Below are 21,622 nucleotides of genomic sequence, written 5' to 3'. Positions count from 1 at the left end.
GGGGTGGGGCCGGGTCAGCCGACGGCGGGGACGCGCCAGGAGCTGAGTCGCCGCTCCACGGTCACCAGGACCTGGTTGAAGGCCACGCCGATGGCGGAGATGGTGAGGATCCCGGCGTACATCTGCGGGATCGCGAAGTTGAACTGCGAGGAGTTGATGAGGTAGCCCAGACCTGCCTTGGCGCCGATCATCTCGGCGGCGACCAGCACCAGGATCGACGCCGCTCCGGCCAGGCGGATACCGGTGAACATGACCGGTACCGAGGACGGCAGGATGACCTTCTGGAACAGGCGCGGCGCGGACAGATCCATCGACCTGGCCAGCCGGAGCAGCGTCGGGTCGACGTTGCGTACGGCGCTGATGGTGTTGAGCAGGATCGGCCAGGTGCACGCGTACACCACGATGGAGATCTTCGAGGTCTCGCCGATCCCCAGCAGCAGGACGAACACCGGCAGCAGGGCCAGCGCGGCCGTGTTGCGGAACACCTCCAGCAGCGGACCGAGCAGGTCGGCGACCGGCCGGTACCAGCCGATCAGCAGACCGAGCGGCACGGCGACGGCCACCGCCAGCCCGAACCCGCTGAACGACCGCGCCAGGCTGGCGCCCGTGTGGTCGGCCAGCTGACCGTCGGTTGCCAACTCCCACCAGGCCCCGGCGACCTCGCTGAACGGCGGCAGGAACGTCCGGTCGACCAGACCGAGCCGAGGCGCGGCCTCCCACAGAAGCAGCAGGGCGACGACCGCGGCGGATTTGACGGCGCCCTTCAGCAGGAGGGACGGCAGTCGACGCACCGCCCGGCGCAGGCTCTCCGCAGAGCGGGAGCGGGAGCGGGGTGGCACGCCCGGTGGCGGTTCGGGGGAGTGCGCGGGCGCGGGCGGGGAGGGGGCCCGGGTGCTCGTACCGGTCGTGCGGGACGCGGTCGCCGTACCGGTTGCCGCGCCGCCGAGGGAACGGGCGCTGCTGGTGCTGGTGCTGGTCTCGGTGTTTGTGTTGGTGCCGGTTGCGGCGTTCGTGCCGAGTGCGGGGCTCATACGAAGACCTCCTCCTTCTCCAACTGCTGGGCCCTGGCGACCTCGTCGTGCAGCAGCGACCAGATCTCGTGCCGGTACCGTGCGAACTCGGGACTGGACCGCAGGTCGTCCGTCTCCGTGCGCGAGTCCAAGGCGATCGGCACGACCTGCTTGATCCGGCCGGGCCGGGAGGTCATGACGGCGACCCGCTGCCCCAGATAGACGGCCTCCTCGATCCCGTGCGTGATGAAGACGATCGTCTTTCCGGTGCGCTCCCAGATCCGCAGCAGTTCGTTCTGCAGCGACTCCCTGGTCTGGGCGTCCAGTGCGGCGAACGGCTCGTCCATCAGCAGCACGTCGGGGTCGTAGGCGAGGCTGCGGGCGATCGCGACCCGCTGCCGCATCCCGCCCGACAGCTCCTGCGGATGGCGGTTCTCGAACCCGGACAGACCGACCAGGTCCAGGAACTCCCTGGCCCGTGCGGTGCGTTCGCGCCGTGGCACCCCGGTGGCCTCCAGGCCGAACTCGACATTGCCGAGCGCCGTGCGCCAGGGCAGCAGGGCGTACTGCTGGAAGACGATGCCGCGGTCCAGTCCCGGGCCGGTGACGGGCCGGCCGTCCAGCAGGATCCGCCCGCTGGTCGGGCGGACGAGACCACCGAGCAGATCCAGCAGGGTCGACTTCCCGCAACCGCTGGGTCCGACCAGGACCACGAACTCGCCCGCCGCGATCTCCAGGTCGATCCCGTCGAGGGCGGTGAACCGGGACGCCCGCCGTGCCCCCGCGCGGTCCGCACCCGCCCGGCCCTTCCTCGCCCGGTCCTTGACGACGAAGTCCTTCCGTACGCCCTCGAACGCGATCTTGGGTGTGATCGATGCGGTCATGGCTCAACTCCCGCTTTTCGAAGGAGAGGAGGACGGCGAGGGAGTCCCGGAACCGCCCGCCTTATGGGCCTTGGACCGATTGGCGTTGAACTCGTTCGTGTAGAGCTCGGACACCGTCACCTGGCCCTTCTGGATGTCGCCGCGCTTGGCCAGCCAATCGACCCAGAGCTGGAGTTCCTTACCGGTGATACGGCCGGCCGTCTCGGCCACGCCCCACGATTTCCAGTACTGCAGCGGGGCGACGTCCTCATTGCGCCCGCGCTTCTTCACAATGTCCGTCATGCGGGCGACGACTTCTTTGCGCGGGGTGGCGCGGGACCACTCGATGGCCCGCCCCACCCCGGTGACGAAGGTCCGGGCCGTGTCCGGGTTCTGCTGGAGAAAGCGGTCCGTCATCACATACGTGCCGGCACTGAAGGCGCCGAGCAGCCCGTAGTCACTGAACAACTGGCGAATTCCGCCCTTCGCCAGGGCCTTGTCCCGCAGAATGCCGCCGAGCACGGCCACCTCGATCTGGCGCTGACGCAGGCTCTGCTCGGTGTTGACGGGCGGCACCACCAGCGGTTCGACCTTGCCGGCCTGTTCCCGGGACAGACCGCCCCGCTCCAAATAGATGTCGAGCAGTGCCTCGGCATGCGCGCCGAGGGTGTTCATCCCGACCTTCTTGCCGATCAGGTCACGGGCCGAACGGATCGGGCTGTCGTCGAGTACGTAGTACCCGTTGTACGCGTCCTTGTCGGCGCCGTAGTAGCTGATGACGGCCTTGATGGGCGCCTTGTGCGCGGCCAGTTTGACGACCGCGCCGTTGAACGCCCCGCCGAAGTCGATCTGGCCGGTGGCCGCGGACTGGATGTCCTGCGGGCCGCTGGTGGTGTTGCCGATCCACTTCAGCTTGATGTCTTCCAGGTAGCCGAGATCAGCGGCCAGTTCCGGCAAGGTGACCTGGCCGGCCCAGCCCTGGTACCGGAGCGTCTTGGTCTGCCCCCGACCGGAAGACGCACCGGTCGCCGTCGTGCCGCAACTCACCGCGGCCGCCGACATTCCGAGCAGAGTGAGGAATTGTCGTCGGGTCGATGCGTTCCACGTGGTCATGGGAAAGTCCTGTTCGGGAGGGGAAACGCCTACAGTGCGCGGCGATGTGCGCGAGCGCGCAGCACAAACACCGGTCAGTGGAAAGGAAACCTCGTCACGAATTACCTGTGATCAACCCGCCGTGCACGACACGACGACATATCCGCCATTCGCGGAAGACGCATTAACGGAACCCGCATTCACGGAAGCCGCGAGAAATGCGACACGTCACGTCACGGCATCGCACGGCATGGCACGTCACAGCAGGGCTTGGCACGCCCTGGGATTCGTGGAACGAGTCAGGAGAGGGCCCGGTCGGCAGGGCCGGCTAGCAACCAGCGGCACAGATGGCGCTGGCCTGACGTCGCAGATCGACGTGCAGACGCGCGGCGAATTCCTCGGACTGGCTCACACCCGAGAGGTTGGCAGCGAAAACCGGCCACGTCAACGGCTCTTCCGAAGGCGTCTCACATACCGAATTCGCTGTCACACGCGTGAAGCACGGCGTTCACAGCACGGCCGCGGAGAGGCCCATTCCCCCCGAAATGTACGCTCCCTCGAAAGGTAGGTTCCCCCGAAAAGCAGGACGTCCGGGCCGGCCCCCGTGGGCCGACCCGGACGTCACCTCAGGTCACTCGATGCGTGATCAGGCCAGATCGAACCGGTCCAGGTTCGACACCTTGACCCATGCCGCGACGAAGTCGTTCACGAACTTCTCCTTCGCGTCGTCGCTCGCGTAGACCTCGGCGAGCGCCCGCAGCTCGGAGTTCGAGCCGAAGACGAGGTCGGCGCGGGTGCCGGTCCACTTGACCTCGCCGGTCGCGTCGTCGCGGCCCTCGAAGGTGTTCTGGTCCTCCGAGATCGCCTGCCACGTCGTGCCCAGGTCGAGCAGGTTGACGAAGAAGTCGTTCGTCAGGGTGCCCGGGGTGTCGGTGAAGACGCCGTGCGAGGTCTGCTGGTGGTTCGCGCCCAGGACGCGCAGGCCGCCGACGAGGACGGTCAGCTCGGGGGCGCTCAGGTCCAGCAGGTTCGCCTTGTCGAGCAGGAGGTATTCGGCCGGCAGGCGGTTGCCCTTGCCCAGGTAGTTGCGGAAGCCGTCGGCGGTGGGCTCCAGCGCGGCGAAGGACTCCGCGTCGGTGTGCTCCTCCGTCGCGTCCACGCGGCCGGGCGCGAAAGGCACCTCGACGTCGTAACCGGCGTCCTTGGCGGCCTTCTCCACGGCGGCGGCGCCACCGAGGACGATCAGGTCGGCCAGTGAGACCTTCTTGGCGCCGGACGAGGCGTTGAACTCCTGCTGGATGCCCTCAAGGGTACGCAGCACCAGCGCCAGCTGGTCGGGGTCGTTGGCCTCCCAGCTGCGCTGCGGCTCCAGGCGGATACGGCCACCGTTGGCGCCGCCGCGCTTGTCGCTGGCACGGAAGGTCGAGGCCGACGCCCACGCGGTGGACACCAGCTGCGCGACGGTCAGCCCCGAGCCGAGGAGCTTGGCCTTGAGGGCCGCGATGTCCTCGGCGTCGATGACCTCGCCCTCGGCCTCCGGCAGCGGGTCCTGCCACAGCAGGGTCTCCGCCGGGACCTCTGGACCGAGGTACAGCGACTTCGGTCCCAGGTCGCGGTGGGTCAGCTTGTACCAGGCACGGGCGAAGGCGTCCGCGAACTCGTCCGGGTTCTCGTAGAAGCGCCGCGAGATCTGCTCGTAGACCGGGTCGAAGCGCAGCGACAGGTCGGTGGTGAGCATCGTCGGGAGCTTCTTCTTCGACGGGTCGTGCGCGTCGGGGATGATCGCCTCGGCGTTCTTCGCCACCCACTGGTGGGCGCCGGCCGGGCTCTTGGTCAGCTCGTAGTCGTACTCGAAGAGGTTCTTGAAGAAGCCGTTGCCCCACTGGGTCGGCGTCGCGGTCCAGGTGACCTCCAGGCCGCTGGTGATCGCGTCGCCGCCCTTGCCGGTGCCGTAGGTGTTCGCCCAGCCCAGGCCCTGCGCCTCGATCGGGGCGGCCTCCGGGTCGGGGCCGACGTTCTCGGCCGGGCCGGCGCCGTGGGTCTTGCCGAAGGTGTGACCACCGGCGATCAGGGCGACGGTCTCCTCGTCGTTCATCGCCATCCGGCGGAACGTCTCACGGATGTCGCGGGCCGCGGCGATCGGGTCCGGGGTGCCGTTCGGGCCCTCGGGGTTGACGTAGATCAGACCCATCTGCACCGCGCCGAGCGGGTTCTCCAGCTCACGGTCGCCGGTGTAGCGCTGGTCGTCGAGCCAGACCTTCTCGGGACCCCAGTACACGTCCTCCTCGGACTCCCACACGTCCTCGCGGCCACCGGCGAAGCCGAACGTCGTGAAGCCCATGGACTCCAGGGCGACGTTGCCGGCGAGGATCATGAGGTCGGCCCAGGACAGGTTCTTGCCGTACTTCTTCTTGACCGGCCACAGCAGACGGCGGGCCTTGTCGAGGTTGCCGTTGTCCGGCCAGCTGTTGAGCGGGGCGAAGCGCTGCTGTCCGGCGCCGGCGCCGCCGCGGCCGTCGCTGATGCGGTAGGTGCCCGCGCTGTGCCAGGCCATCCGGATCATGAACGGGCCGTAGTGGCCGAAGTCGGCCGGCCACCAGTCCTTGGAGTCCGTCAGCAACTCGGCGATGTCCCGTTTCACGGCCGGGAGGTCGAGGCTCTTGAACGCCTCGGCATAGTCGAAGTCCGCACCGAGCGGGTTGGCCACGGCGGGATTCTTGGCGAGGATCTTCAGATTGAGCCGCTCCGGCCACCACTGGGCGTTGCCACCCCCCTGGGTCGGGTGCAGGGCGCGCCCGTGCGCAACCGGGCAGCCGCCTGCCTCCTCGGGCTTCGGGTCCGTGACGATCGCGTCGTGGTTCTCAGACATGGGAATCCTTCCGAACGGGGCAGATCACCGAACTGGGCAGATCACGGTGCTCAGGAATGACGGACGGGAAAACAGCCGGGGCGGCGGGCCCCGGGGTGACCAGCCTCAACGAACGAGAGGACGTGGTCGCCGGAGACGGTCGGCCACAACGCCACACCGACCGTGTGGTGGACATCAGCGACGACACCGCAGGACCGGCACGCGCCGTGGTGGCGGCCGTCGCGCACAGAACCCCCGCACCGGACCGGCCGGCCGACCGGCCCGACGCCGGGACGGCCTCTGCCTGGGCAGGGAACCCGCACCGGCACCGGCCGCGCGCCCGCGAACGGCGCATTCCCGCTTGAAGGGGCCGACCTGCTTCAGCCGGACCTGCTCCTCGACCAGCGCCGGGCCGCCGGCCTCCGCCTGCCCGCTGTCCTGGCTGTCCGCGGCCAGGGCACCGGAGGCGGTGGTGAGCGGACCCGTCCCATCAACCGTCACGGGCTTTCCCTGCTGTTGTCCTGTCCCTTGGCTGTCGCCAGAACCGATCCTACGATGGACCAAGTCCAAGTCAATACAACAGCCAGACCCGTACGGAATCATTCGCCGGAAGACGCACAGTCCGAAGGTGCGTGTCCGAAGACGCATCGTCCGGAGGAGCGCTGTCCGGAGGAGCGCCGTCCGAAGAGACACCGCCCGGAAGGCGCACAGCCTGTAAGACGAACGGCCGTAGGACGCACAGTCCGGAAGACGCACAGTAAGGCTGGTGGTCATGAGCGACCTGCTGGACCGGCTCCGCCAACGAGGCTGGCGGATGACTGCCCAGCGCCGGGTAGTCGCCGAGGTACTCGACGGCGAACACGTCCACCTCACCGCGGACGAGGTGCTCGCCCGCGCCACCGTCCGGCTGCCGGAGATCTCCCGCGCGACCGTCTACAACACCCTCGGCGAGCTCGTCTCGCTCGGCGAGGTGGCCGAGGTGGCCACCGACGGCCGCGCCAAGCGCTACGACCCCAACGCCCACCGCCCCCATCAGCACTTGGTCTGCTCGAACTGCGGCGCCATCCGGGACGTCCACCCCGCCGGCGACCCCCTGGCCGACCTGCCCGCCTCCGAACGCTTCGGCTTCACCGTCTCCGAGGTCGAGATGACCTACCGCGGCCTGTGCCCTGACTGCAGCCAAGCCTGAGCGGCTGGTACTGGGCGCAGGCGGGCGGCGTACGTTCGGGTGCCGGGTGCCGGGTGCCGGGTGCCGGGTGCCGGGTGCCGGGTGCCGGGTGCCGTAGCCGGCACCGCGCTTGCCGAACAGCGGCCGCACGGCAGGGAGTTGTCGTCACGGCCCTCGCGTTCAGGCGTTCCGGCCAGGCAGCTTCTCGAAAACGTCTTCGAGGTCGCCCGGCTGCGTGCCATGATCGCGACGTATCCCAACCGTACCCACGGGGAGGTTTTCATGCCTGCTTACGTCATAGGCCATCTCCAGGAGGCCGTACCGCACGCGGAGATCGCTGAGTACATCGAGCGGATCACCGCGACCTTCGCACCGCACGGCGGTCGCTTTCTGGTGCACGCGGCGCAGCACGAGGTGAAGGAGGGCAGCTGGCCCGGGCACGTCGTGGTGATCAGTTTTCCCGGCATGGCCGAGGCACGGGCCTGGTGGGACTCGCCCGCCTACCAGGAGATCGCACCGCTGCGTTCGCGGCACATCGAGGGCGACATCATCCTGGTCGAGGGCGTGCCCGAGGGGTATGACCCCCGCACTACCGCCAAGGCCCTGCGGGAGTCGATTCCCGCTGAATAGCGGCGCGTTGAGCCGCGCCGCGGGCCACCGGCCACCGGGCCACCGGGATCAGCAGTTGCGTGAGGGTGATCCCGGGGCGCACGGCGCCCACTGAGCAACGCTCAACCTCCGTTGTCACATCCGAGCGTGCGGCGGTGTCTTCATGGCGTACCGGCAGACATACACACCTACAGGGAGAACACCATGTCGCCACGCGTTCCGAAGGCAGAGCTTCCCACCGAGCTCCGCGAGAACATGATCAAGCAGCTCGGCGCCGTGCCCGAGCCCGTCGAGGTGGTGTGGCACAGCCCCAAGGTCGGCACGTCCAACCTGGAGTTCTCGGCCAAGCTGGCTGAGTGGGATGTGGCCGATGAGGGCCTCAAGTCGTTCGCGCACATGGCCGTCGCGGCGCAGGTCGGCTGCAGCTGGTGCCTTGATGTCGGCTACTTCCAGGCGCAGAACCAGAACCTGGACCTGACCAAGGCGAGCCAGGTGCCGCGCTGGCGGGAGTCGGAGGTGTTCACGCCGCTGGAGCGGGACGTCCTTGAGTATGCCGAGGCCATGACGCACACGCCGCCGACCGTCACCGACGAGCTGTACGCGGGTCTGCTGGACCGGCTCGGCCCGGCGGCGATGGTCGAGCTCACCGCGTACATCGCCTTCGTCAACATGGCGACCAGGAACAACATCGCGAACGGGGTGACCTCGCAGGGCTTCTCCGAAGCCTGCGAGGTTCCGTTGGCCACCGGTCCGGTGCGCTCCGGCGCGGCATCGACGGCATGACCGAGGACCCGTTCGTCGCCCACCGCACCCTGCTCTTCACGGTCGCCTACGAGATGCTCGGGTCGGCGGCCGATGCGGAGGACGTGCTGCAGGATTCCTGGCTGCGGTGGGCCGACGTCGACCAGTCACAGGTGAACGACCCGCGGGGGTACCTCGTCCGGGTCGTCACCCGGCAGGCGCTCAACCGTCTGCGGACGCTGTCGCGCCGCCGTGAGGAATACGTCGGCGAGTGGCTGCCGGAACCGCTGCTGACCAGCCCTGATGTCGCCGAGGACGTCGAACTCGCGGAGAGCGTCTCGATCGCGATGCTGACCGTGCTGGAAACGCTCGGGCCGGCGGAGCGGGCGGTGTTCGTGCTCCGGGAGGTCTTCGACCTGCCGTACGGCGAGATCGCCGAGGCCGTCGGAAAGTCCACGGCCGCCGTGCGGCAGATCGCCCGGCGGGCCCGCGAGCATGTGGCGGCCCGGCGGCCGCGGGTGCGGGTGAGCCGGTCGGAGCAGCAGGCCGTGGTGGAGCGGTTCCTGGCCGCCTTGCGCACCGGGCAGGTCCGGGAGCTGCTGGAGGTCATGGCGCCGGACGTGGTCCTGATCGCCGACGGTGGCGGGCTCGCCGCCGCCGCGCGGGCCCCGATCCACGGGGCCGAGCTGGTGGCGACGCTGCTCGCGCGCCCCGGTCGCGCGGTGTCGGCCGTGTGGCTCAACGGCGCACCCGCGGGCCGGATCGAGATCGACGGCCGACTGGCCGCGGTGAGCCTCGTGGTGGAGGACGGACGGGTCACCCGGATCCACGCGGTGGCCAACCCGCAGAAGCTGACGCGGTTGGACGAGCCGGCCGAACTCGCCAGATAGCTCGCTGCTGTTGTGGCGCACGGGTGTTCCGGGCGGTGAGAATCGCCCGGAACACCCATGGGCGCACAGCTTGCCCCCCTCACGACGGAGATCCCTTGTCGCTTCACCTCACCCCCCTGACCGACCCCGAAGACGGGCAGTACAGCCGGCGTCTTGCCTGGCTCGCGTCCGACGCCGACGCCATACCGGTCGGGACGGCTTTTCTCCGCCTGTTCACCGCCGCGGGGCAGGACCATCTGGCCGAACTTGCCATACGGGTCCATCCGGTGGAGCGACGCAACAACGTCGGTTCCCGGCTGCTCGACGTCGCTGTGGCGGCCGCTCGGGACCACGCCCGACGCAGCGTCATCGCACAGGCCGACGCCGGATCGCCCGGCGACTCCTTCCTGTCGGCCCGGGGCTTCCGCAAGGTCCTCACCCTGCGGTTCACCCGCTTGTCCCTGGCAGACGTGGACAGCGCTGCGCTGGCGGAGGCCGTCGCACGTCCGCACCCCGGCTACCGGCTGGTTTCCTGGCTCGGGACCGTCCCCGACGACCTCGCCCAGACCTTCGCCGCCTCGCGCCGCGCCATGGACGACATGCCCATGGACGACACCGACTACGGCACGGTGGTCTGGGACGTGGACCGGGTCCGAGCCGCCGCCCGGGCGGTCGCTGAGCGCGGCGACCAGCTGCACACCGTCGCCGCCATCGCCGAGTCCGACGGCTCGATCGCCGGCTTCACGGAACTGGTCGTCCCCGGGAGCGGCAAGGGCGACGGCCAGCACTACGGAACCGGCGTACTTCCCGAGCACCGCGGACACGGCCTCGGCCGATGGATGAAGGCGGAGTCGATCAGGTATGCCCTCGGGCACCATCCGGACCTGGGCGGCCTGTTGACCGACACCGCCGACAGCAATACGCACATGAGGCACATCAACGAGGCCCTCGGTTATGTGCTCACGCACGAGGTCCTTCAGTACCAGCTCGATCTGGCAGGCTGAACGCGGGCGGAGGGAAACCTTCCTGAGGGGGTGTGCTGCCATGCTGTGGGGCATGGCGCATCTCGACGGAAAGCCCGTGACCACCGATGACGTGCTCCCGCTGGCGTTGACGGGCTACGGACACTTCACGACCATGCGGGCCGACGCCGACCACCGGATCCGTGGCCTGTCCCTGCACATGGACCGCCTCGTACGGGACTGCCGCACGGTCTGGGGCGCCGCTCTGGACACCGGCCGCGTCCGGCAGTTCGTCCGCCAGGCACTGGAGGGGCAGCGCGGTCCGTGCGTGGTCCGCGTGACGGTCTACGATCCCGCGGTGGCCGTCGGTCACCCGGCGGCCGCCGATCGGCCCCAGGTGCTGGTGACCGTACGCCCGGCCGGGGCGATGCCCCCGCCGCCGCTGCGGGCGAGGAGCGTCCCCTACGAGCGCGACCTCCCCCAGGTCAAGCACTGCGGACTGTTCGGCGCCCTGCACCTCCGCCGCGCGGCACAGCTCGCCGGCTTCGACGACGCCCTGTTCGTCGGGCCCGACGGATGCGTCAGCGAAGGGGCCACCTGGAACGTCGGCTTCATCGCTGCCGACGGCACCGTGGTGTGGCCGCAGGCCCCCGTGCTGCCCGGCATCACCATGAAGCTCCTGCAACAACAGGTCGAGCACCGGATCACCCCCCTCACTCTGGACCGGGCGAAGGGGATGCGGGCGGCGTTCGCCACCAACACGAGCATCGGCGTCCGGGCGTTGACGGCGATCGACGAGGCCCCGCTGGCCGTCGAGGACCCGGTGCTGAGCACGCTGCGCGAGGCATACCTGTCGATCCCCGGCGAGGAGCCGTAGGGGCGCGGACACGAGGGCGAGCGCCGACGTCCGGCTCACGGCCGGCTCACCGGCCCTAGGCTTCCACCGGCACCGACCTCCCCACTCATCAGGAGCGCACCTCATGTCCGACCCCGCCCCGAAGCACCCGTACCCCGACGCGTTCCGGCCGGACGAAACGCCCGCCCCCCACGCCCTGCTCGCGCCGCTGACCGGGCTCCTGGGCACCTGGGTCGGCCGGGGGCGCGGCGGATACCCGACGCTGGACGAGGAGTTCACGTACGCGCAGGAGGTCACCTTCAGCCACGACGGGCGTCCCTTCCTCCGCTACGAGGCACGTGCCTGGCTCCTCGACACGGACGACGCCCCGCTCCGGCCGGCCGCCCGCGAGAGCGGCTGGTGGCGGCTGCAGCCGGAGGGACGCGTGGAGGCATTGATCACCCAGCCCACCGGGATCGCGGAGATCCTGGTCGGCCGTGCGGGCGACGGCACGCTCGACCTCACCACCCATCAGGTGGCGCTCGCGCCGACCGCGAAGGAGGTCACCGCGACCCGCCGCCGCTACGACCTGACGGACCAGGACACCCTCACCTTCGTCCACGACCTCGCGGCGGTCGGCCAGCCGCTGCAACACCACCTTGCGGCCGAGCTCCGGCGCGTCGACAAGGGCTAGGTCACTGATCCTCCGATCAGCGGGTTTCCGCCCGTTGACCGCAGGCAACCAACTTCGGCAAGCGGACATCTCTCCGTGTGACCGACCGACTGGGGGAGACGATGAACTGGTCCAGGCTGATGGGCGTGCTGGCAGCCGGCCTTGTGCTGGGCGGGTGCGGCACATCCGCGAGCACGACCGAAGGGGCGCAGAGCCCGGGGGCGTCCGCGCACACCCCGCACAAGACGGACGCCCACCACACCGCGGACCACCGCAACGGCAACAGCCGGTGCACGACCCCCACCGGCAAGCCCACGTTGACCGTGGGGGGCAATCTCGAAGCCCGCCCCGGGCAACTGGTCACCCTGGAGCTCAACGGCGTCAGCTGCAAGTCGGTGAACGCCCCGGTGATGGCCCGGTCGTCCGCTTTCCGCGGTCCCGTACGGCTGCGCTGGCGGGACGGCTCCTTCGGGGCCACGCTCTCCCTCCCGATGACGGCCAAGCCGGGCCGGCACCCGCTGTCGGTCAGCGTCGCGGGCCGCACCCTCGCCCACGACAAGATCCAGGTCGTGCGGTCCCGGCGCCCGTCGTTCGAGCTCAATCAGGCGTCGGAGGCGGCCCGCCCCGGCGCGCCGGTGTGGTTGTACCTCGACGACCTGTACCCCGGTGAGCGGGGCACCCACTTCACCGTACGGTCCGCAGCCCTGCCGCGGCCCGTACGTCTCGTCCACGACAAGCTCGACTTCTACAACCCCCGCACCTTCCAGGCCCGGCCCGAGCTCAAGGCCGGCCTGGCGGACGGCACCTACACCTTCGAACTGCTCGGCCCGCACGGCCGGCACCTCATGAAGAAGCGCCTGACCGTCCGCGCGTCCCGCCCCGGCGACGCCGATTACCTCGGCAAGGCGTACGGCCCCAACCTGTACGCCCCGGGCACCTACGCCGACAGCCCTCACCGGCACAGCATCCGGGTCGCCCGTGGCGGAAAGGTCGAGGTCATGTGGCACGACGTGACCCCGGACCCGGGCGAGGAGACGCGTCTGACCGCCACCTCCCCGGCGTTCACCCACGTGGTCCACCTCCGTTCCGACGACAGCAAGTCCGCCGACGGCGACGACCCGCGCTTCCTCAACACGGCCACCATCCGCACCGACATCAAGCCGGGCCGCTATCCGGTGACGGTCATCGCCCACCACGGCCGCGTCAAGAAGGTCGGCCATGTGATCGTGACGGCTCGGTAGGCGGGGTGATGGGGGTGGCCCGGCCGTGCTTCCGGCCCGGCCGCCTGCCGGTCAACTCCCGCCCACGAAGCGGTACATGCCCACCGAATCGTGTGCGGCGGTGTCGGCGAAACCGAACTTCTCGTAAAGGAAGCGCGCGGGGCCGTCCGCGATCAAAGAGACGTACGCGGTGGCCGGCGCCCGGTTCTCCAGCTCCTCGGTGAGCGCGGCCATGATGCGCTTGCCGAGTCCTTGCCCCTGGTGAGCGGGGTGCACGCAGATATCGACGATCTGGAACGCGGTACCCCCGTCCCCGATGATCCGCCCCATGCCGATGGGCTCGCCCTCGTGGTGAAGGACGACGCCGTACCACGTGTGGGGGAGGGCGAGCGCGACGGCCTCGGGGGCCCGGTCGGAGAGGCCGGCATCGGTCCGCAGGCGGCGGAAGACTTCGACGGAGGGCACGCCCGCCCGCAGCTCGTAAGGGTCACTTATGCTATCCATGCCTTACATGCTAGAGGTGGCCGGGGGCCGTGGGAACCCTCACCCCTGCTCGTCCAGCATGAACGAGCCGTACTCCGGTGTGCCCGCTCGCTCGTAGGCGCAGTACCGCACTCCCGCGCCGGTGGTGCGGCATTCCGTGAGCGTCCAGGCGACAGGCGTGGCGCCCTCGCCGAAGAGCCGCTTGCCGGTGCCGAGGATCACGGGGTTCACGAGCAGCCGGTACTCGTCGACGAGGTCGTGCTGCTGCAGGGTGTGGATCAGGTCGCAGCTGCCCTGTGTCATGATCACGCCGTCGAGCTGTTCCTTGAGTTGCGCGACGGACCCTGCGGCCTCGCCCTTCAGCAGGTGGGAGTTGTGCCACTCCAGGCTGTCGCGGGTGCGTGAGGCGACGTACTTGGGCATGGAGTTGAGCTTGACGGCGATCGGGTCGTTCCGGTCGGTGACCCGGGGCCAGTGGGCGGCGAAGATGTCGTAGGTCTTCCGGCCCAGCAGGAGGTGGTCGGCGGTCCGCTCGAAGATCCCCGTCATGAGGCCCATGAAGTCCTCGTCGACGTAGGGGACCTGCCAGCCGCCGTGCGCGAATCCTTTGTCGACGTCCTCGTTCGGCCCGCCGGGGGCCTGCATCACGCCGTCCAGGGTGACGAACGCGGTGACGATCAGTCTGCTCATGCTGCCGCCTTTCGGGTACGGAAGCCGCGTGCACCCGGAATGCCTCCCGGGCCGGCGAGCCCTCTCACGTACCACCATGACGCAGACGACAGCGGCCGGCTCGGCGCCATGGGCGCTGAGCCGGCCGCTTGGGGGCTTGTCCGTTCAGTCCGTGCCGGACTCCATCGCGGCGCGGTCCAGCCACTCGTCGTCGCCGGAGACCTCGCCGCGGGAGGCGATGGCCTCGGCGCCGCCCTCCGGCAGGCTGCCGATCAGCCCGGTCGCGGCCGCCTGCGCGGCGCCGACGGCGGGGTTGGCGGTGCCGATCAGGCCGAGCCCGGCGTACTGCTCCAGCTTGGCGCGCGAGTCGGCGATGTCGAGGTTGCGCATGGTGAGCTGGCCGATCCGGTCCACCGGGCCGAACGCGGAGTCCTCGGTGCGCTCCATGGACAGCTTGTCCGGGTGGTAGCTGAACGCCGGGCCGGTCGTGTCGAGGATCGAGTAGTCCTCGCCGCGCCGCAGCCGCAGGGTCACCTCGCCGGTGACGGCCGCGCCGACCCAGCGCTGCAGCGACTCGCGCACCATCAGCGCCTGCGGGTCCAGCCACCGGCCCTCGTACATGAGGCGACCGAGCCGCCGGCCCTCGTTGTGGTACTGCGCGAGGGTGTCCTCGTTGTGGATCGCGTTGACCAGGCGCTCGTACGCGGCGTGCAGCAGGGCCATGCCGGGCGCCTCGTAGATGCCGCGGCTCTTGGCCTCGATGATCCGGTTCTCGATCTGGTCGGACATGCCCATGCCGTGGCGGCCGCCGATGGCGTTGGCCTCCATCACCAGGTCGACGGCGGAGGCGAACTCCTTGCCGTTGATCGTCACCGGGCGGCCCTGGTCGAAGCCGATCGTCACGTCCTCGGTGGGGATCTCGACCGACGGGTCCCAGAACCGCACGCCCATGATCGGCTCCACGGTCTCCACGCCGGTGTCGAGGTGCTCCAGCGTCTTCGCCTCGTGGGTGGCGCCCCAGATGTTGGCGTCGGTGGAGTACGCCTTCTCCGTACTGTCGCGGTACGGCAGGTCGTGGGCGAGCAGCCACTCCGACATTTCCTTGCGGCCGCCGAGCTCGGTCACGAAGTTCGCGTCCAGCCAGGGCTTGTAGATCCGCAGGTGGGGGTTGGCGAGCAGTCCGTACCGGTAGAACCGCTCGATGTCGTTGCCCTTGAAGGTCGAGCCGTCGCCCCAGATCTGGACGTCGTCCTCCAGCATCGCCCGGACCAGCAGGGTGCCCGTGACGGCACGGCCGAGCGGCGTCGTGTTGAAGTAGACCCGCCCGCCCGAGCGGATGTGGAACGCCCCGCAGGTCAGGGCGGCCAGACCCTCCTCGACCAGCGCCGCGCGGCAGTCGACCAGGCGCGCGATCTCGGCACCGTAGGTCTTCGCGCGGCCGGGCACCGAAGCGATGTCGGGCTCGTCGTACTGGCCGATGTCGGCGGTGTAGGTGCACGGGACGGCGCCCTTGTCACGCATCCACGCGACGGCGACGGAGGTGTCGAGGCCGCCCGAGAAGGCGATGCCGACGCGCTCGCCGGCGGGGAGGGAGGTGAGGACCTTGGACATGGAAAGAGTATGCAGCATCTCGCATGATCATGCAAAGGGGAGATGGTCGGCCGTGTCTCAGCAGTCACCTTCCCGTGCTGTGGCTGCCTCGCGAGCCCCCGCGCGGGAGCGGACAATGGTGGCCGGGGCAGCAGCTCCCCGCCGGTCGTGGAGGAGGCAGCGATGCGTCACACCCAGCTGACCGAGTCGGAGGCCTACACCGACGCACGTGAGGAGCTGCGGCAGGCCGAGATCGAGCTGATGCGCCACCGCGAACGCGTCGCCGAGCTGCGCCGCCGCCTGCCGCCCGGGCCCGTCGTCGACGACTACGCCTTCGAGGAAGGCCCCGCCGACCTGCACGCCGACGACGTACCCGGGCGGACCGTCCGGCTGAGCGAGCTGTTCACCCGGCCCGGGCGGGACCTCGTCATCTACCACTTCATGTACGGCAAGCGGCAGACCGAGCCGTGTCCCATGTGCACCATGTGGCTCGACGGGTTCAACGGCGTCGCCCGCCACCTCCGGCAGAACATCGACCTCGCCGTGGTCGCCGCGGCCGACCTGCCCACACTCCGCGCGCACGCCCGCGACCGGCAGTGGACGAACCTGCGGCTGCTGAGCGCCGGCTCCAGCTCCTTCAAATACGACCTCGGCAGCGAGGACGCCGAGGGCAACCAGGATTCGACGGTGTCGGTCTTCACCCGGGACGGCAACGGGGACGTGCGCCACTTCTACTCGGCGCACCCCCGGATGGCCGAGGACATCGACCAGCGCGGTATCGACCTGCTCTGCCCGGTGTGGCACTTCCTCGACCTCACCCGGCACGGCCGGGGCGACTGGTTCGCCGCACTCAGCTACTAGACGCACCAGTCCAGGCCCCATGGGGGGCTACCCCCACTCCTCCGCGGTGGCCCGCAGGATGGGCAACAGACCTGTGGGCGGCGATCGTTGTGCCAACGGATCTTCTCGCAGAGGACACAGGGGGAACAGTGACGACCGTGGACCGTCCCGTGGAGCGCGCTCTCGCGCGGCGTACGCTGCTGGCCGGAGCGGCGGCAGCCGGTGCGGGAATCGTGTGGGGAACCGGGGGGAGCGCCGTCGCCGAGGGCAGCGGACGCCCGTTGGAACAACCTGCGGTGGACGCCGAGGTGGCACGCCGGGAGCGTGGGCTGGTCGAGCTGCGACGGGACCTCCACCGGCACCCCGAGGCGCCGGGTCAGGAGCAGCGCACCGCCGGTGTGGTGGCGCGGGAGCTGCGGGCGGCCGGGCTGACCGTCACCACGGGACTGGGCGGCCACGGCGTCGTCGGCGTCCTGCGGGGCTCACGTCCGGGCCGGACCGTCGCGTACCGGGCGGACATGGACGCGGTGCCGCCCGAGGGCATCGTCGGGGGCGGGGCGGCAGTGGCCCACGCCTGCGGCCACGACCTCCACACCACCGTGGCGATCGGTGTGGCACAGGTCCTGGCGCGGCTGCGGCAGCAGTGGGAAGGAACGGTGGTGTTCCTCTTCCAGCCCGCCGAGGAGGCGTTGGCCGGGGCCCGCGCACTGATCGACGCCGGAGTGCTGGAGCACCCCCGCGTCCAGGAGATCCACGCGCTGCACTGCGGGCCGTTCCCGGTGGGGCAGTTCGCGGTGACGCCGGGATACGGGCTGCCGGGTCAGGACCACGCGGAGGTGAGCATCTCCGGGCCGGACGCGCCCGAGGCCGCACGGAGACTGGCGGCCGAGATCGGCGCGCTGGCCACGGTGACTCCGCCGCAGACGCCCGCGGAGCTGGAGCGGATGGTCGCCGATGTCCAGACGCCCGACGGACCGCTCGCCCGGTTCGTGGCCGTCCGGGCCAAAGCCCAGGAAACCGGAGGTCAGGAAGCCAAGGTGAGCGCCTCCTACCGGTGCTGGCCGCAGGAGCGGTACGTGGAGGTGCGCGAGGACATCCGCCGGCTGGCCAAGCCGTACACCGGAGCCGGCGTGACCTTCCCCGCCGAGCCGTTCCCGGCCATGGTCTGCCCGGAACGCGAGACCCGCACGCTCGCCCGCCACCTTCGCCGCACACTGGGCCGGGACGCGGTCACCGAACTCCACGCCGCCTTCCCCTTCAACGGCGAGGACTTCGCCCTCTATCTGGACCGCGTCCCCGGCACCTACACCTTCCTCGGCGTCCGGGCCCCCGGCGCGCCCCTCACGGCCAGCTATCCCCACTACGCCGACTTCACCCCGGACGAGCGTGCCATCGGCGTCGGTGTACGGGCGATGGCGGGCTGGCTCGCCCGGCGGACCCGACGGGCGTAGGCGCGGTGGAGGCGGCTCCGGGGGCTGCACCGTGCGGCGCAGCCCCCGGAGACTCACACCCGGTCGGCGGCGATCAGCAAGTACTGGAAGCTGCCGTTGCGGTAGGCGTTGAGGAAGGTGTCCTCGATGCCGGTGACCAGGTGGTCGGCCTGGCGGCGGAGTTCCCAATAGGGAAGGGCGGTCTCCGTGAGGTCCTGGACGTGCACGGGGACCAGCCGGTTGCGGGCCATGGCGCGGAAGTACGCCGACCGGGGGTGGATGTCGCAGATGTAGTGGGCGTTGATGAGGGACACCTCACGGGAGGCCCGCCCGTAGGCGTCGTTGTAGCAGCCGGTGATCACGACGTAGCGACCACCGCGCCGCAGCAGCCGTGCGTGTTCCGCGAAGAGCAGGTCCAGCTCGACGTACATGCTCGACTCGTTGTTCCAGGACGCCGCGTACGCGCCGGAGGTGAAGCCGGTGTCGAGCATGTTGCGGTGGTGGTAGCGCACCTTGTCGTCGATACCGCGCTGGCGGGCCTGCCCGTTGGCGAAGTCGGCCTGTTTGGCGGAGATCGTGGCCCCGTCCGTGTGGCACCCGTAGCGGAGGTGCGCCACCACACTGCCGCCGCCGCGACCGCAGCCGGCGTCGAAGGCGCGGTCGGTGGGGGAGAGGTCGCCGAGGTGGGAGGCGAGGAGTTCGGCCTGAGCGTGTTCCAGCCGGTGCAGTTCGCCGGTGATCCGCTCCCGGCGGCGGTCGGGGTCCGACTCCTCCAGTACCGACCAGTCGGCGTCCCCGATGCCGTAATGGTGGTGGTACAGGTCGTCGATCTTGCCGAGTTCGAGGTTGACCGGGTTTTCCTCGGCGTTCCAGTAGTCCGCGACGCGGGACTGGTACGTGGACTGGGTCGGCACCGGCGTGTGTGCGGTTTCGGCGTGAGCGAGGGTCAACGTGGCTCCTTGCGAGGGTGCGCGGATCGGTCTACCAGTAATTCGGCAGGTGATAGCGGTCGGTGTTCGTGGCGTGCCACTCGTGGTTGCCGGAGACCCAGTCGGCCAGGCTCCGGACGTACCGTTCGAGGAGGGGCGAGAGGGTGGCCAGCGGGGCCGACTCCGTCTCGAACGCCTCCATGATCTGGTTGTGGATCTCGACGCTCTTGAGGTAGGCGGCCTTGAGGCCCCGTTGGTCGTTGGCGGCCACGACTTGCGGCAGGTTCAGATGGGTCGGGTCACTGGCCAGTTCCTTGGTGAAGGAGTACAGGTCGTTGACGATGGTGGTGGCGTTGCAGGCCAGAGCGGTGACCCGCTGGACCTCGGGGCGGGCGTAGAGCGGTTCGGGCAGTTCGTAGCCGTCCACGGCGTCCACGATGGACAGGCAGGGCCGGAAGTTGTTGAACTGCCGCATCACCAGGTACTCCCAGACCCGCGGTACGTGCCGCGTCTCGGCCCAGGACGCCTCGGCGAGATACCCGAGGTGCAACCGGGCCATGTCATGGACGAACCGGTCGGTCTGACTGGGGGTGGCGAAGGCCGCGTAGTCCTTCAGCGCCCAGTGGTACGAGCGCAAGGGGCCGTCGGCCTGCACGCCGCCGGCCCACTCCTCCTCCGTTTCGGAGGTGCCGTGGAACGGGTCGAGGGCCGACTGGGCCATGATCAGTCGTCCGCCCAGGCCGCGGCGTGCACCGCCCCTGCCCTCGTCCTCCTCGCAGTAGCAGCTGTCGACGAGGTTCTCGGCCAGCAGCAACTCACCCGCGACGGTGAGGCGTTCGAGATCCGCCGCACCGGGATGCTGGAGGACGACGGCCCGGCCGAACTGGAACTGCGCGAAATCCCCCGTCCACTGCGCGGGGAAGAGGTCCAGCCGGCGGGCCCATGCCTCCAGTCTGCGGTCGACCTCCTTGACCTTTTCCGGGTCGGCGGGGGTGGCGGGCTGATACTTCAACCCGGGGACGGCTCCGCCGCGTCGGGCCCGCGAGGAGCCGGCGAGGCTCGGCGGACCGGGCAACGAGAAGGCGGCGGCGGTGTTGGGGGGCGTGCTCATGGTCGTACTCCACCTGGTCAGTCGGTGCTCCGGCCGATCTGGACGTTCTCCAGGACTCCGGCTGCGTCGGGCACGAGGATGGCCACCGAGTAGTAGGCGGTGATGAGGTAACGGATGACGGCGGCCTGGTCGATGCCCATGAAACGGACGTTCAGCCCGGGCTGGAACTCCTCGGGGAGGCCGGTCTGGTACAGGCCGACGACTCCCTGGTCCGCCTCTCCGGTGCGCAGCGCGAGGATGCTGCTGGTGTTCGTGTCGCTGATCGGGATCTTGCCGCACGGGAAGATCGGGACGCCGCGCCAAGCGGGAACCTGGTGCCCGTTGACGTCCGCCGTACCCGGTACCAGGCCGCGTTTGTTGCACTGCCGGAAGAAGGCGGCGATCGCCTTCGGGTGGGCCAGGAACAGCCGGGTCTTGCGGCGCATGGCCAGCAGGTCGTCCATGTCGTCGGGGGTGGGCGGGCCCTTGTAGGTACTGATGCGCTGGCCGTAGTCGGTGTTGTGCAGCAGCCCGAACTCCCGGTTGTTGACCAGTTCCCACTCCTGGCGCTCGCGGATCTCCTCCACGGTGAGCCGGATCTGCTGCTGTGTCTGGTCCATCGGGTCGTTGTAGAGATCGGCGACCCGGCTGTGGACCCGGAGGATGGTCTGGGTCAGGGAGAGTTCGTACTCGCGCGGGGTGAGGTCGTAGTCGACGAAGCCGCCGGACAGCGTCGGCTCCCCGACGTGCCCCGCCTGTACCGGGACGTCCGCCTCGCCCTTGCGGTTCGTGGGGCGCTGCTGCCGCTCCGCGTACGCCGTCAGATGTGCGGCCAGGGACGGCACCCGGTCGGTGAACTCCCGGATCACGTCCCAGGGAAGCGCCATCAGCACGCCGGCAGTTTCGGCCCGGACCGAGCTCTGCCACCGCGGATCGGGCCGGCCGACCGCCTCGTCGCCCATCTGGTCGCCGTCCGTGACGACGCCGAGGACTTCCTCCTCGCCGTACTTGCCGGCGGTGTAGCGGGTGAACCGGCCGTGGACGACGAGGTACGCCTCGGTGGCCGGCTGTCCTGCCTCGAAGAGGGTCTGACCGGCCCGGATCTCCCGGACGTGGAAGCGGCCGGCGATCTCCTTGAGGACCTCGATGTCGTCATAACCGCGCAGGACGGGCAGCTCGGTGAGGGTCTGGGGGATCACCTTGATGTCGTCCGCGCCGTTCTGCTCGAACTGGACACGGCCCCGGCCCACACGGAGTTGCAGACGCCGGTTGACCCGGTAGGTGCCGCCCTTGACGTCCACCCACGGCAGCATCTTCAGCAGCCACCGCGAGGTGATGGCCTGCATCTGCGGCTCGGACTTGGTGGTGGTCGCCAGTTGGCGCGCGGCCTGTGTGCTCAGGCTGGTGAGCGCACTGTCCGCGGGTGGTTCGAGATCGGGCTCTTCGGTAGCGGGACCGGTGACGCTGTCCGGTACGGACACTTTCCCTCCCGGGACGTGAACAGAAGTGAGCAGAACGGCCGGTGGTGACCGGGATGGCCGTGTGCAGGAACAAGCCAAACAGGACGAAGAACGGGTGGGTACGGCGCGAAAGGGGGCGACCTCCGCATTCAGGAGGCACAAACCTCAAAACGAGGCAATCGGAGCGCATTCCTGCCTCCGCACGCCCTCCGGCCGCTGCATGATCCAGGAATACCGGCGC

General features: G+C 69.8%; 22 protein-coding genes. 11 read left to right on the top strand and 11 right to left on the bottom strand.

Features of this window, described 5'->3' with window-relative positions; translation table 11 throughout:
* Positions 1-14: 14 nt before the first annotated feature.
* The 5 genes from ACZ7MX_RS02565 to katG form a co-directional block, all read right to left on the bottom strand.
* Positions 15-1,031 (bottom strand): ABC transporter permease, encoded by a 1,017-nt coding sequence (locus ACZ7MX_RS02565; RefSeq protein ID WP_472128585.1) that lies wholly within the window; start codon positions 1,029-1,031, stop codon positions 15-17.
* Positions 1,028-1,894 carry an ABC transporter ATP-binding protein gene (locus ACZ7MX_RS02560; protein WP_472128583.1) on the bottom strand — a complete coding sequence of 289 codons (867 nt, stop codon included), beginning with the start codon at positions 1,892-1,894 and terminating at the stop codon, positions 1,028-1,030. The genes ACZ7MX_RS02565 and ACZ7MX_RS02560 overlap by 4 nt, the downstream gene beginning before the upstream one ends.
* Positions 1,895-1,897: 3 nt before the next feature.
* Positions 1,898-2,986: an ABC transporter substrate-binding protein gene (locus tag ACZ7MX_RS02555; protein WP_472128581.1), complete on the bottom strand. Its 1,089-nt coding sequence runs from the start codon at positions 2,984-2,986 to the stop codon at positions 1,898-1,900.
* Positions 2,987-3,293: 307 nt separating this feature from the next.
* On the bottom strand, positions 3,294-3,377 hold the full coding sequence (locus tag ACZ7MX_RS02550; RefSeq protein WP_472129270.1) for a putative leader peptide: 84 nt from the start codon (positions 3,375-3,377) through the stop codon (positions 3,294-3,296).
* Positions 3,378-3,611: 234 nt separating this feature from the next.
* The gene (katG, locus tag ACZ7MX_RS02545) at positions 3,612-5,834 is read right to left on the bottom strand and encodes a catalase/peroxidase HPI (protein ID WP_472128580.1); all 2,223 of its coding nucleotides are present in this window, start codon (positions 5,832-5,834) and stop codon (positions 3,612-3,614) included.
* 56 nt (positions 5,835-5,890) lie between these two features.
* Here katG and ACZ7MX_RS02540 point away from each other — a divergent pair, with 56 nt between their 5' ends.
* The 9 genes from ACZ7MX_RS02540 to ACZ7MX_RS02500 all read left to right on the top strand — a co-directional run bounded on the left by ACZ7MX_RS02540 (position 5,891) and on the right by ACZ7MX_RS02500 (position 12,911).
* A complete protein-coding gene (locus ACZ7MX_RS02540; protein ID WP_472128578.1) occupies positions 5,891-6,178 on the top strand; it encodes a hypothetical protein in 288 nt (95 codons plus the stop codon).
* 407 nt (positions 6,179-6,585) lie between these two features.
* Positions 6,586-7,002, top strand: a complete 417-nt coding sequence (locus ACZ7MX_RS02535; RefSeq protein WP_472128576.1) for a Fur family transcriptional regulator — start codon at positions 6,586-6,588, stop codon at positions 7,000-7,002.
* A gap of 261 nt (positions 7,003-7,263) precedes the next feature.
* On the top strand, positions 7,264-7,611 hold the full coding sequence (locus ACZ7MX_RS02530; RefSeq protein WP_310724422.1) for a DUF1330 domain-containing protein: 348 nt from the start codon (positions 7,264-7,266) through the stop codon (positions 7,609-7,611).
* A gap of 183 nt (positions 7,612-7,794) precedes the next feature.
* Positions 7,795-8,373 carry a carboxymuconolactone decarboxylase family protein gene (locus tag ACZ7MX_RS02525; RefSeq protein WP_472128574.1) on the top strand — a complete coding sequence of 193 codons (579 nt, stop codon included), beginning with the start codon at positions 7,795-7,797 and terminating at the stop codon, positions 8,371-8,373.
* The gene (locus ACZ7MX_RS02520; protein ID WP_472128572.1) at positions 8,370-9,221 is read left to right on the top strand and encodes an RNA polymerase sigma-70 factor; all 852 of its coding nucleotides are present in this window, start codon (positions 8,370-8,372) and stop codon (positions 9,219-9,221) included. The genes ACZ7MX_RS02525 and ACZ7MX_RS02520 overlap by 4 nt, the downstream gene beginning before the upstream one ends.
* A gap of 95 nt (positions 9,222-9,316) precedes the next feature.
* Positions 9,317-10,204, top strand: a complete 888-nt coding sequence (locus ACZ7MX_RS02515; RefSeq protein WP_472128570.1) for a GNAT family N-acetyltransferase — start codon at positions 9,317-9,319, stop codon at positions 10,202-10,204.
* A gap of 52 nt (positions 10,205-10,256) precedes the next feature.
* Positions 10,257-11,039 (top strand): aminotransferase class IV family protein, encoded by a 783-nt coding sequence (locus tag ACZ7MX_RS02510; RefSeq protein WP_472128568.1) that lies wholly within the window; start codon positions 10,257-10,259, stop codon positions 11,037-11,039.
* A gap of 103 nt (positions 11,040-11,142) precedes the next feature.
* Positions 11,143-11,691, top strand: coding sequence for a nitrobindin family protein (locus tag ACZ7MX_RS02505; protein WP_472128566.1), 549 nt, complete (start codon positions 11,143-11,145; stop codon positions 11,689-11,691).
* Between the two features lie 77 nt (positions 11,692-11,768).
* Positions 11,769-12,911 (top strand): hypothetical protein, encoded by a 1,143-nt coding sequence (locus tag ACZ7MX_RS02500; protein ID WP_472128564.1) that lies wholly within the window; start codon positions 11,769-11,771, stop codon positions 12,909-12,911.
* 51 nt (positions 12,912-12,962) lie between these two features.
* On the opposite strand, the gene ACZ7MX_RS02495 is transcribed toward ACZ7MX_RS02500, so the two are convergent.
* The 3 genes from ACZ7MX_RS02495 to argG form a co-directional block, all read right to left on the bottom strand.
* Positions 12,963-13,394 carry a GNAT family N-acetyltransferase gene (locus tag ACZ7MX_RS02495; RefSeq protein ID WP_472128562.1) on the bottom strand — a complete coding sequence of 144 codons (432 nt, stop codon included), beginning with the start codon at positions 13,392-13,394 and terminating at the stop codon, positions 12,963-12,965.
* 39 nt (positions 13,395-13,433) lie between these two features.
* Positions 13,434-14,063, bottom strand: a complete 630-nt coding sequence (locus tag ACZ7MX_RS02490) for a dihydrofolate reductase family protein (protein WP_472128561.1) — start codon at positions 14,061-14,063, stop codon at positions 13,434-13,436.
* Positions 14,064-14,207: 144 nt separating this feature from the next.
* Positions 14,208-15,653, bottom strand: a complete 1,446-nt coding sequence (argG, locus tag ACZ7MX_RS02485; RefSeq protein WP_472128560.1) for an argininosuccinate synthase — start codon at positions 15,651-15,653, stop codon at positions 14,208-14,210.
* Between the two features lie 162 nt (positions 15,654-15,815).
* Here argG and ACZ7MX_RS02480 point away from each other — a divergent pair, with 162 nt between their 5' ends.
* On the top strand, positions 15,816-16,493 hold the full coding sequence (locus ACZ7MX_RS02480) for a DUF899 family protein (RefSeq protein ID WP_472128559.1): 678 nt from the start codon (positions 15,816-15,818) through the stop codon (positions 16,491-16,493).
* A 137-nt stretch (positions 16,494-16,630) separates the two neighbouring features.
* Complete coding sequence (locus ACZ7MX_RS02475; protein ID WP_472128557.1) at positions 16,631-17,923, top strand: M20 metallopeptidase family protein; 1,293 nt, start codon at positions 16,631-16,633, stop codon at positions 17,921-17,923.
* A 53-nt stretch (positions 17,924-17,976) separates the two neighbouring features.
* Here the strand turns inward: ACZ7MX_RS02475 and ACZ7MX_RS02470 are convergent, their stop codons facing one another.
* The 3 genes from ACZ7MX_RS02470 to ACZ7MX_RS02460 are packed head-to-tail and all read right to left on the bottom strand — an operon-like array spanning position 17,977 to position 21,402.
* The gene (locus ACZ7MX_RS02470; RefSeq protein WP_472128555.1) at positions 17,977-18,852 is read right to left on the bottom strand and encodes a geranyl diphosphate 2-C-methyltransferase; all 876 of its coding nucleotides are present in this window, start codon (positions 18,850-18,852) and stop codon (positions 17,977-17,979) included.
* A gap of 31 nt (positions 18,853-18,883) precedes the next feature.
* Positions 18,884-19,942, bottom strand: coding sequence for a family 2 encapsulin nanocompartment cargo protein terpene cyclase (locus ACZ7MX_RS02465; RefSeq protein WP_472128553.1), 1,059 nt, complete (start codon positions 19,940-19,942; stop codon positions 18,884-18,886).
* A gap of 17 nt (positions 19,943-19,959) precedes the next feature.
* On the bottom strand, positions 19,960-21,402 hold the full coding sequence (locus tag ACZ7MX_RS02460) for a family 2B encapsulin nanocompartment shell protein (RefSeq protein ID WP_472128551.1): 1,443 nt from the start codon (positions 21,400-21,402) through the stop codon (positions 19,960-19,962).
* Positions 21,403-21,622 lie beyond the last annotated feature (220 nt).

The sequence above is a fragment of the Streptomyces sp. NPDC107765 genome, from assembly GCF_055657085.1.
This window is presented reverse-complemented; position numbering and strand designations above follow the sequence as displayed.

Coding starts and splice junctions, on each gene's coding strand:
- ACZ7MX_RS02565 (WP_472128585.1), bottom strand. CDS start 1,031: ATGAGCCCCGCACTCGGCACGAACGCCGCAACCGGCACCAACACAAAC.
- ACZ7MX_RS02560 (WP_472128583.1), bottom strand. CDS start 1,894: ATGACCGCATCGATCACACCCAAGATCGCGTTCGAGGGCGTACGGAAG.
- ACZ7MX_RS02555 (WP_472128581.1), bottom strand. CDS start 2,986: ATGACCACGTGGAACGCATCGACCCGACGACAATTCCTCACTCTGCTC.
- katG (WP_472128580.1), bottom strand. CDS start 5,834: ATGTCTGAGAACCACGACGCGATCGTCACGGACCCGAAGCCCGAGGAG.
- ACZ7MX_RS02540 (WP_472128578.1), top strand. CDS start 5,891: ATGACGGACGGGAAAACAGCCGGGGCGGCGGGCCCCGGGGTGACCAGC.
- ACZ7MX_RS02535 (WP_472128576.1), top strand. CDS start 6,586: ATGAGCGACCTGCTGGACCGGCTCCGCCAACGAGGCTGGCGGATGACT.
- ACZ7MX_RS02530 (WP_310724422.1), top strand. CDS start 7,264: ATGCCTGCTTACGTCATAGGCCATCTCCAGGAGGCCGTACCGCACGCG.
- ACZ7MX_RS02525 (WP_472128574.1), top strand. CDS start 7,795: ATGTCGCCACGCGTTCCGAAGGCAGAGCTTCCCACCGAGCTCCGCGAG.
- ACZ7MX_RS02520 (WP_472128572.1), top strand. CDS start 8,370: ATGACCGAGGACCCGTTCGTCGCCCACCGCACCCTGCTCTTCACGGTC.
- ACZ7MX_RS02510 (WP_472128568.1), top strand. CDS start 10,257: ATGGCGCATCTCGACGGAAAGCCCGTGACCACCGATGACGTGCTCCCG.
- ACZ7MX_RS02505 (WP_472128566.1), top strand. CDS start 11,143: ATGTCCGACCCCGCCCCGAAGCACCCGTACCCCGACGCGTTCCGGCCG.
- ACZ7MX_RS02495 (WP_472128562.1), bottom strand. CDS start 13,394: ATGGATAGCATAAGTGACCCTTACGAGCTGCGGGCGGGCGTGCCCTCC.
- ACZ7MX_RS02490 (WP_472128561.1), bottom strand. CDS start 14,063: ATGAGCAGACTGATCGTCACCGCGTTCGTCACCCTGGACGGCGTGATG.
- argG (WP_472128560.1), bottom strand. CDS start 15,653: ATGTCCAAGGTCCTCACCTCCCTCCCCGCCGGCGAGCGCGTCGGCATC.
- ACZ7MX_RS02480 (WP_472128559.1), top strand. CDS start 15,816: ATGCGTCACACCCAGCTGACCGAGTCGGAGGCCTACACCGACGCACGT.
- ACZ7MX_RS02465 (WP_472128553.1), bottom strand. CDS start 19,942: ATGAGCACGCCCCCCAACACCGCCGCCGCCTTCTCGTTGCCCGGTCCG.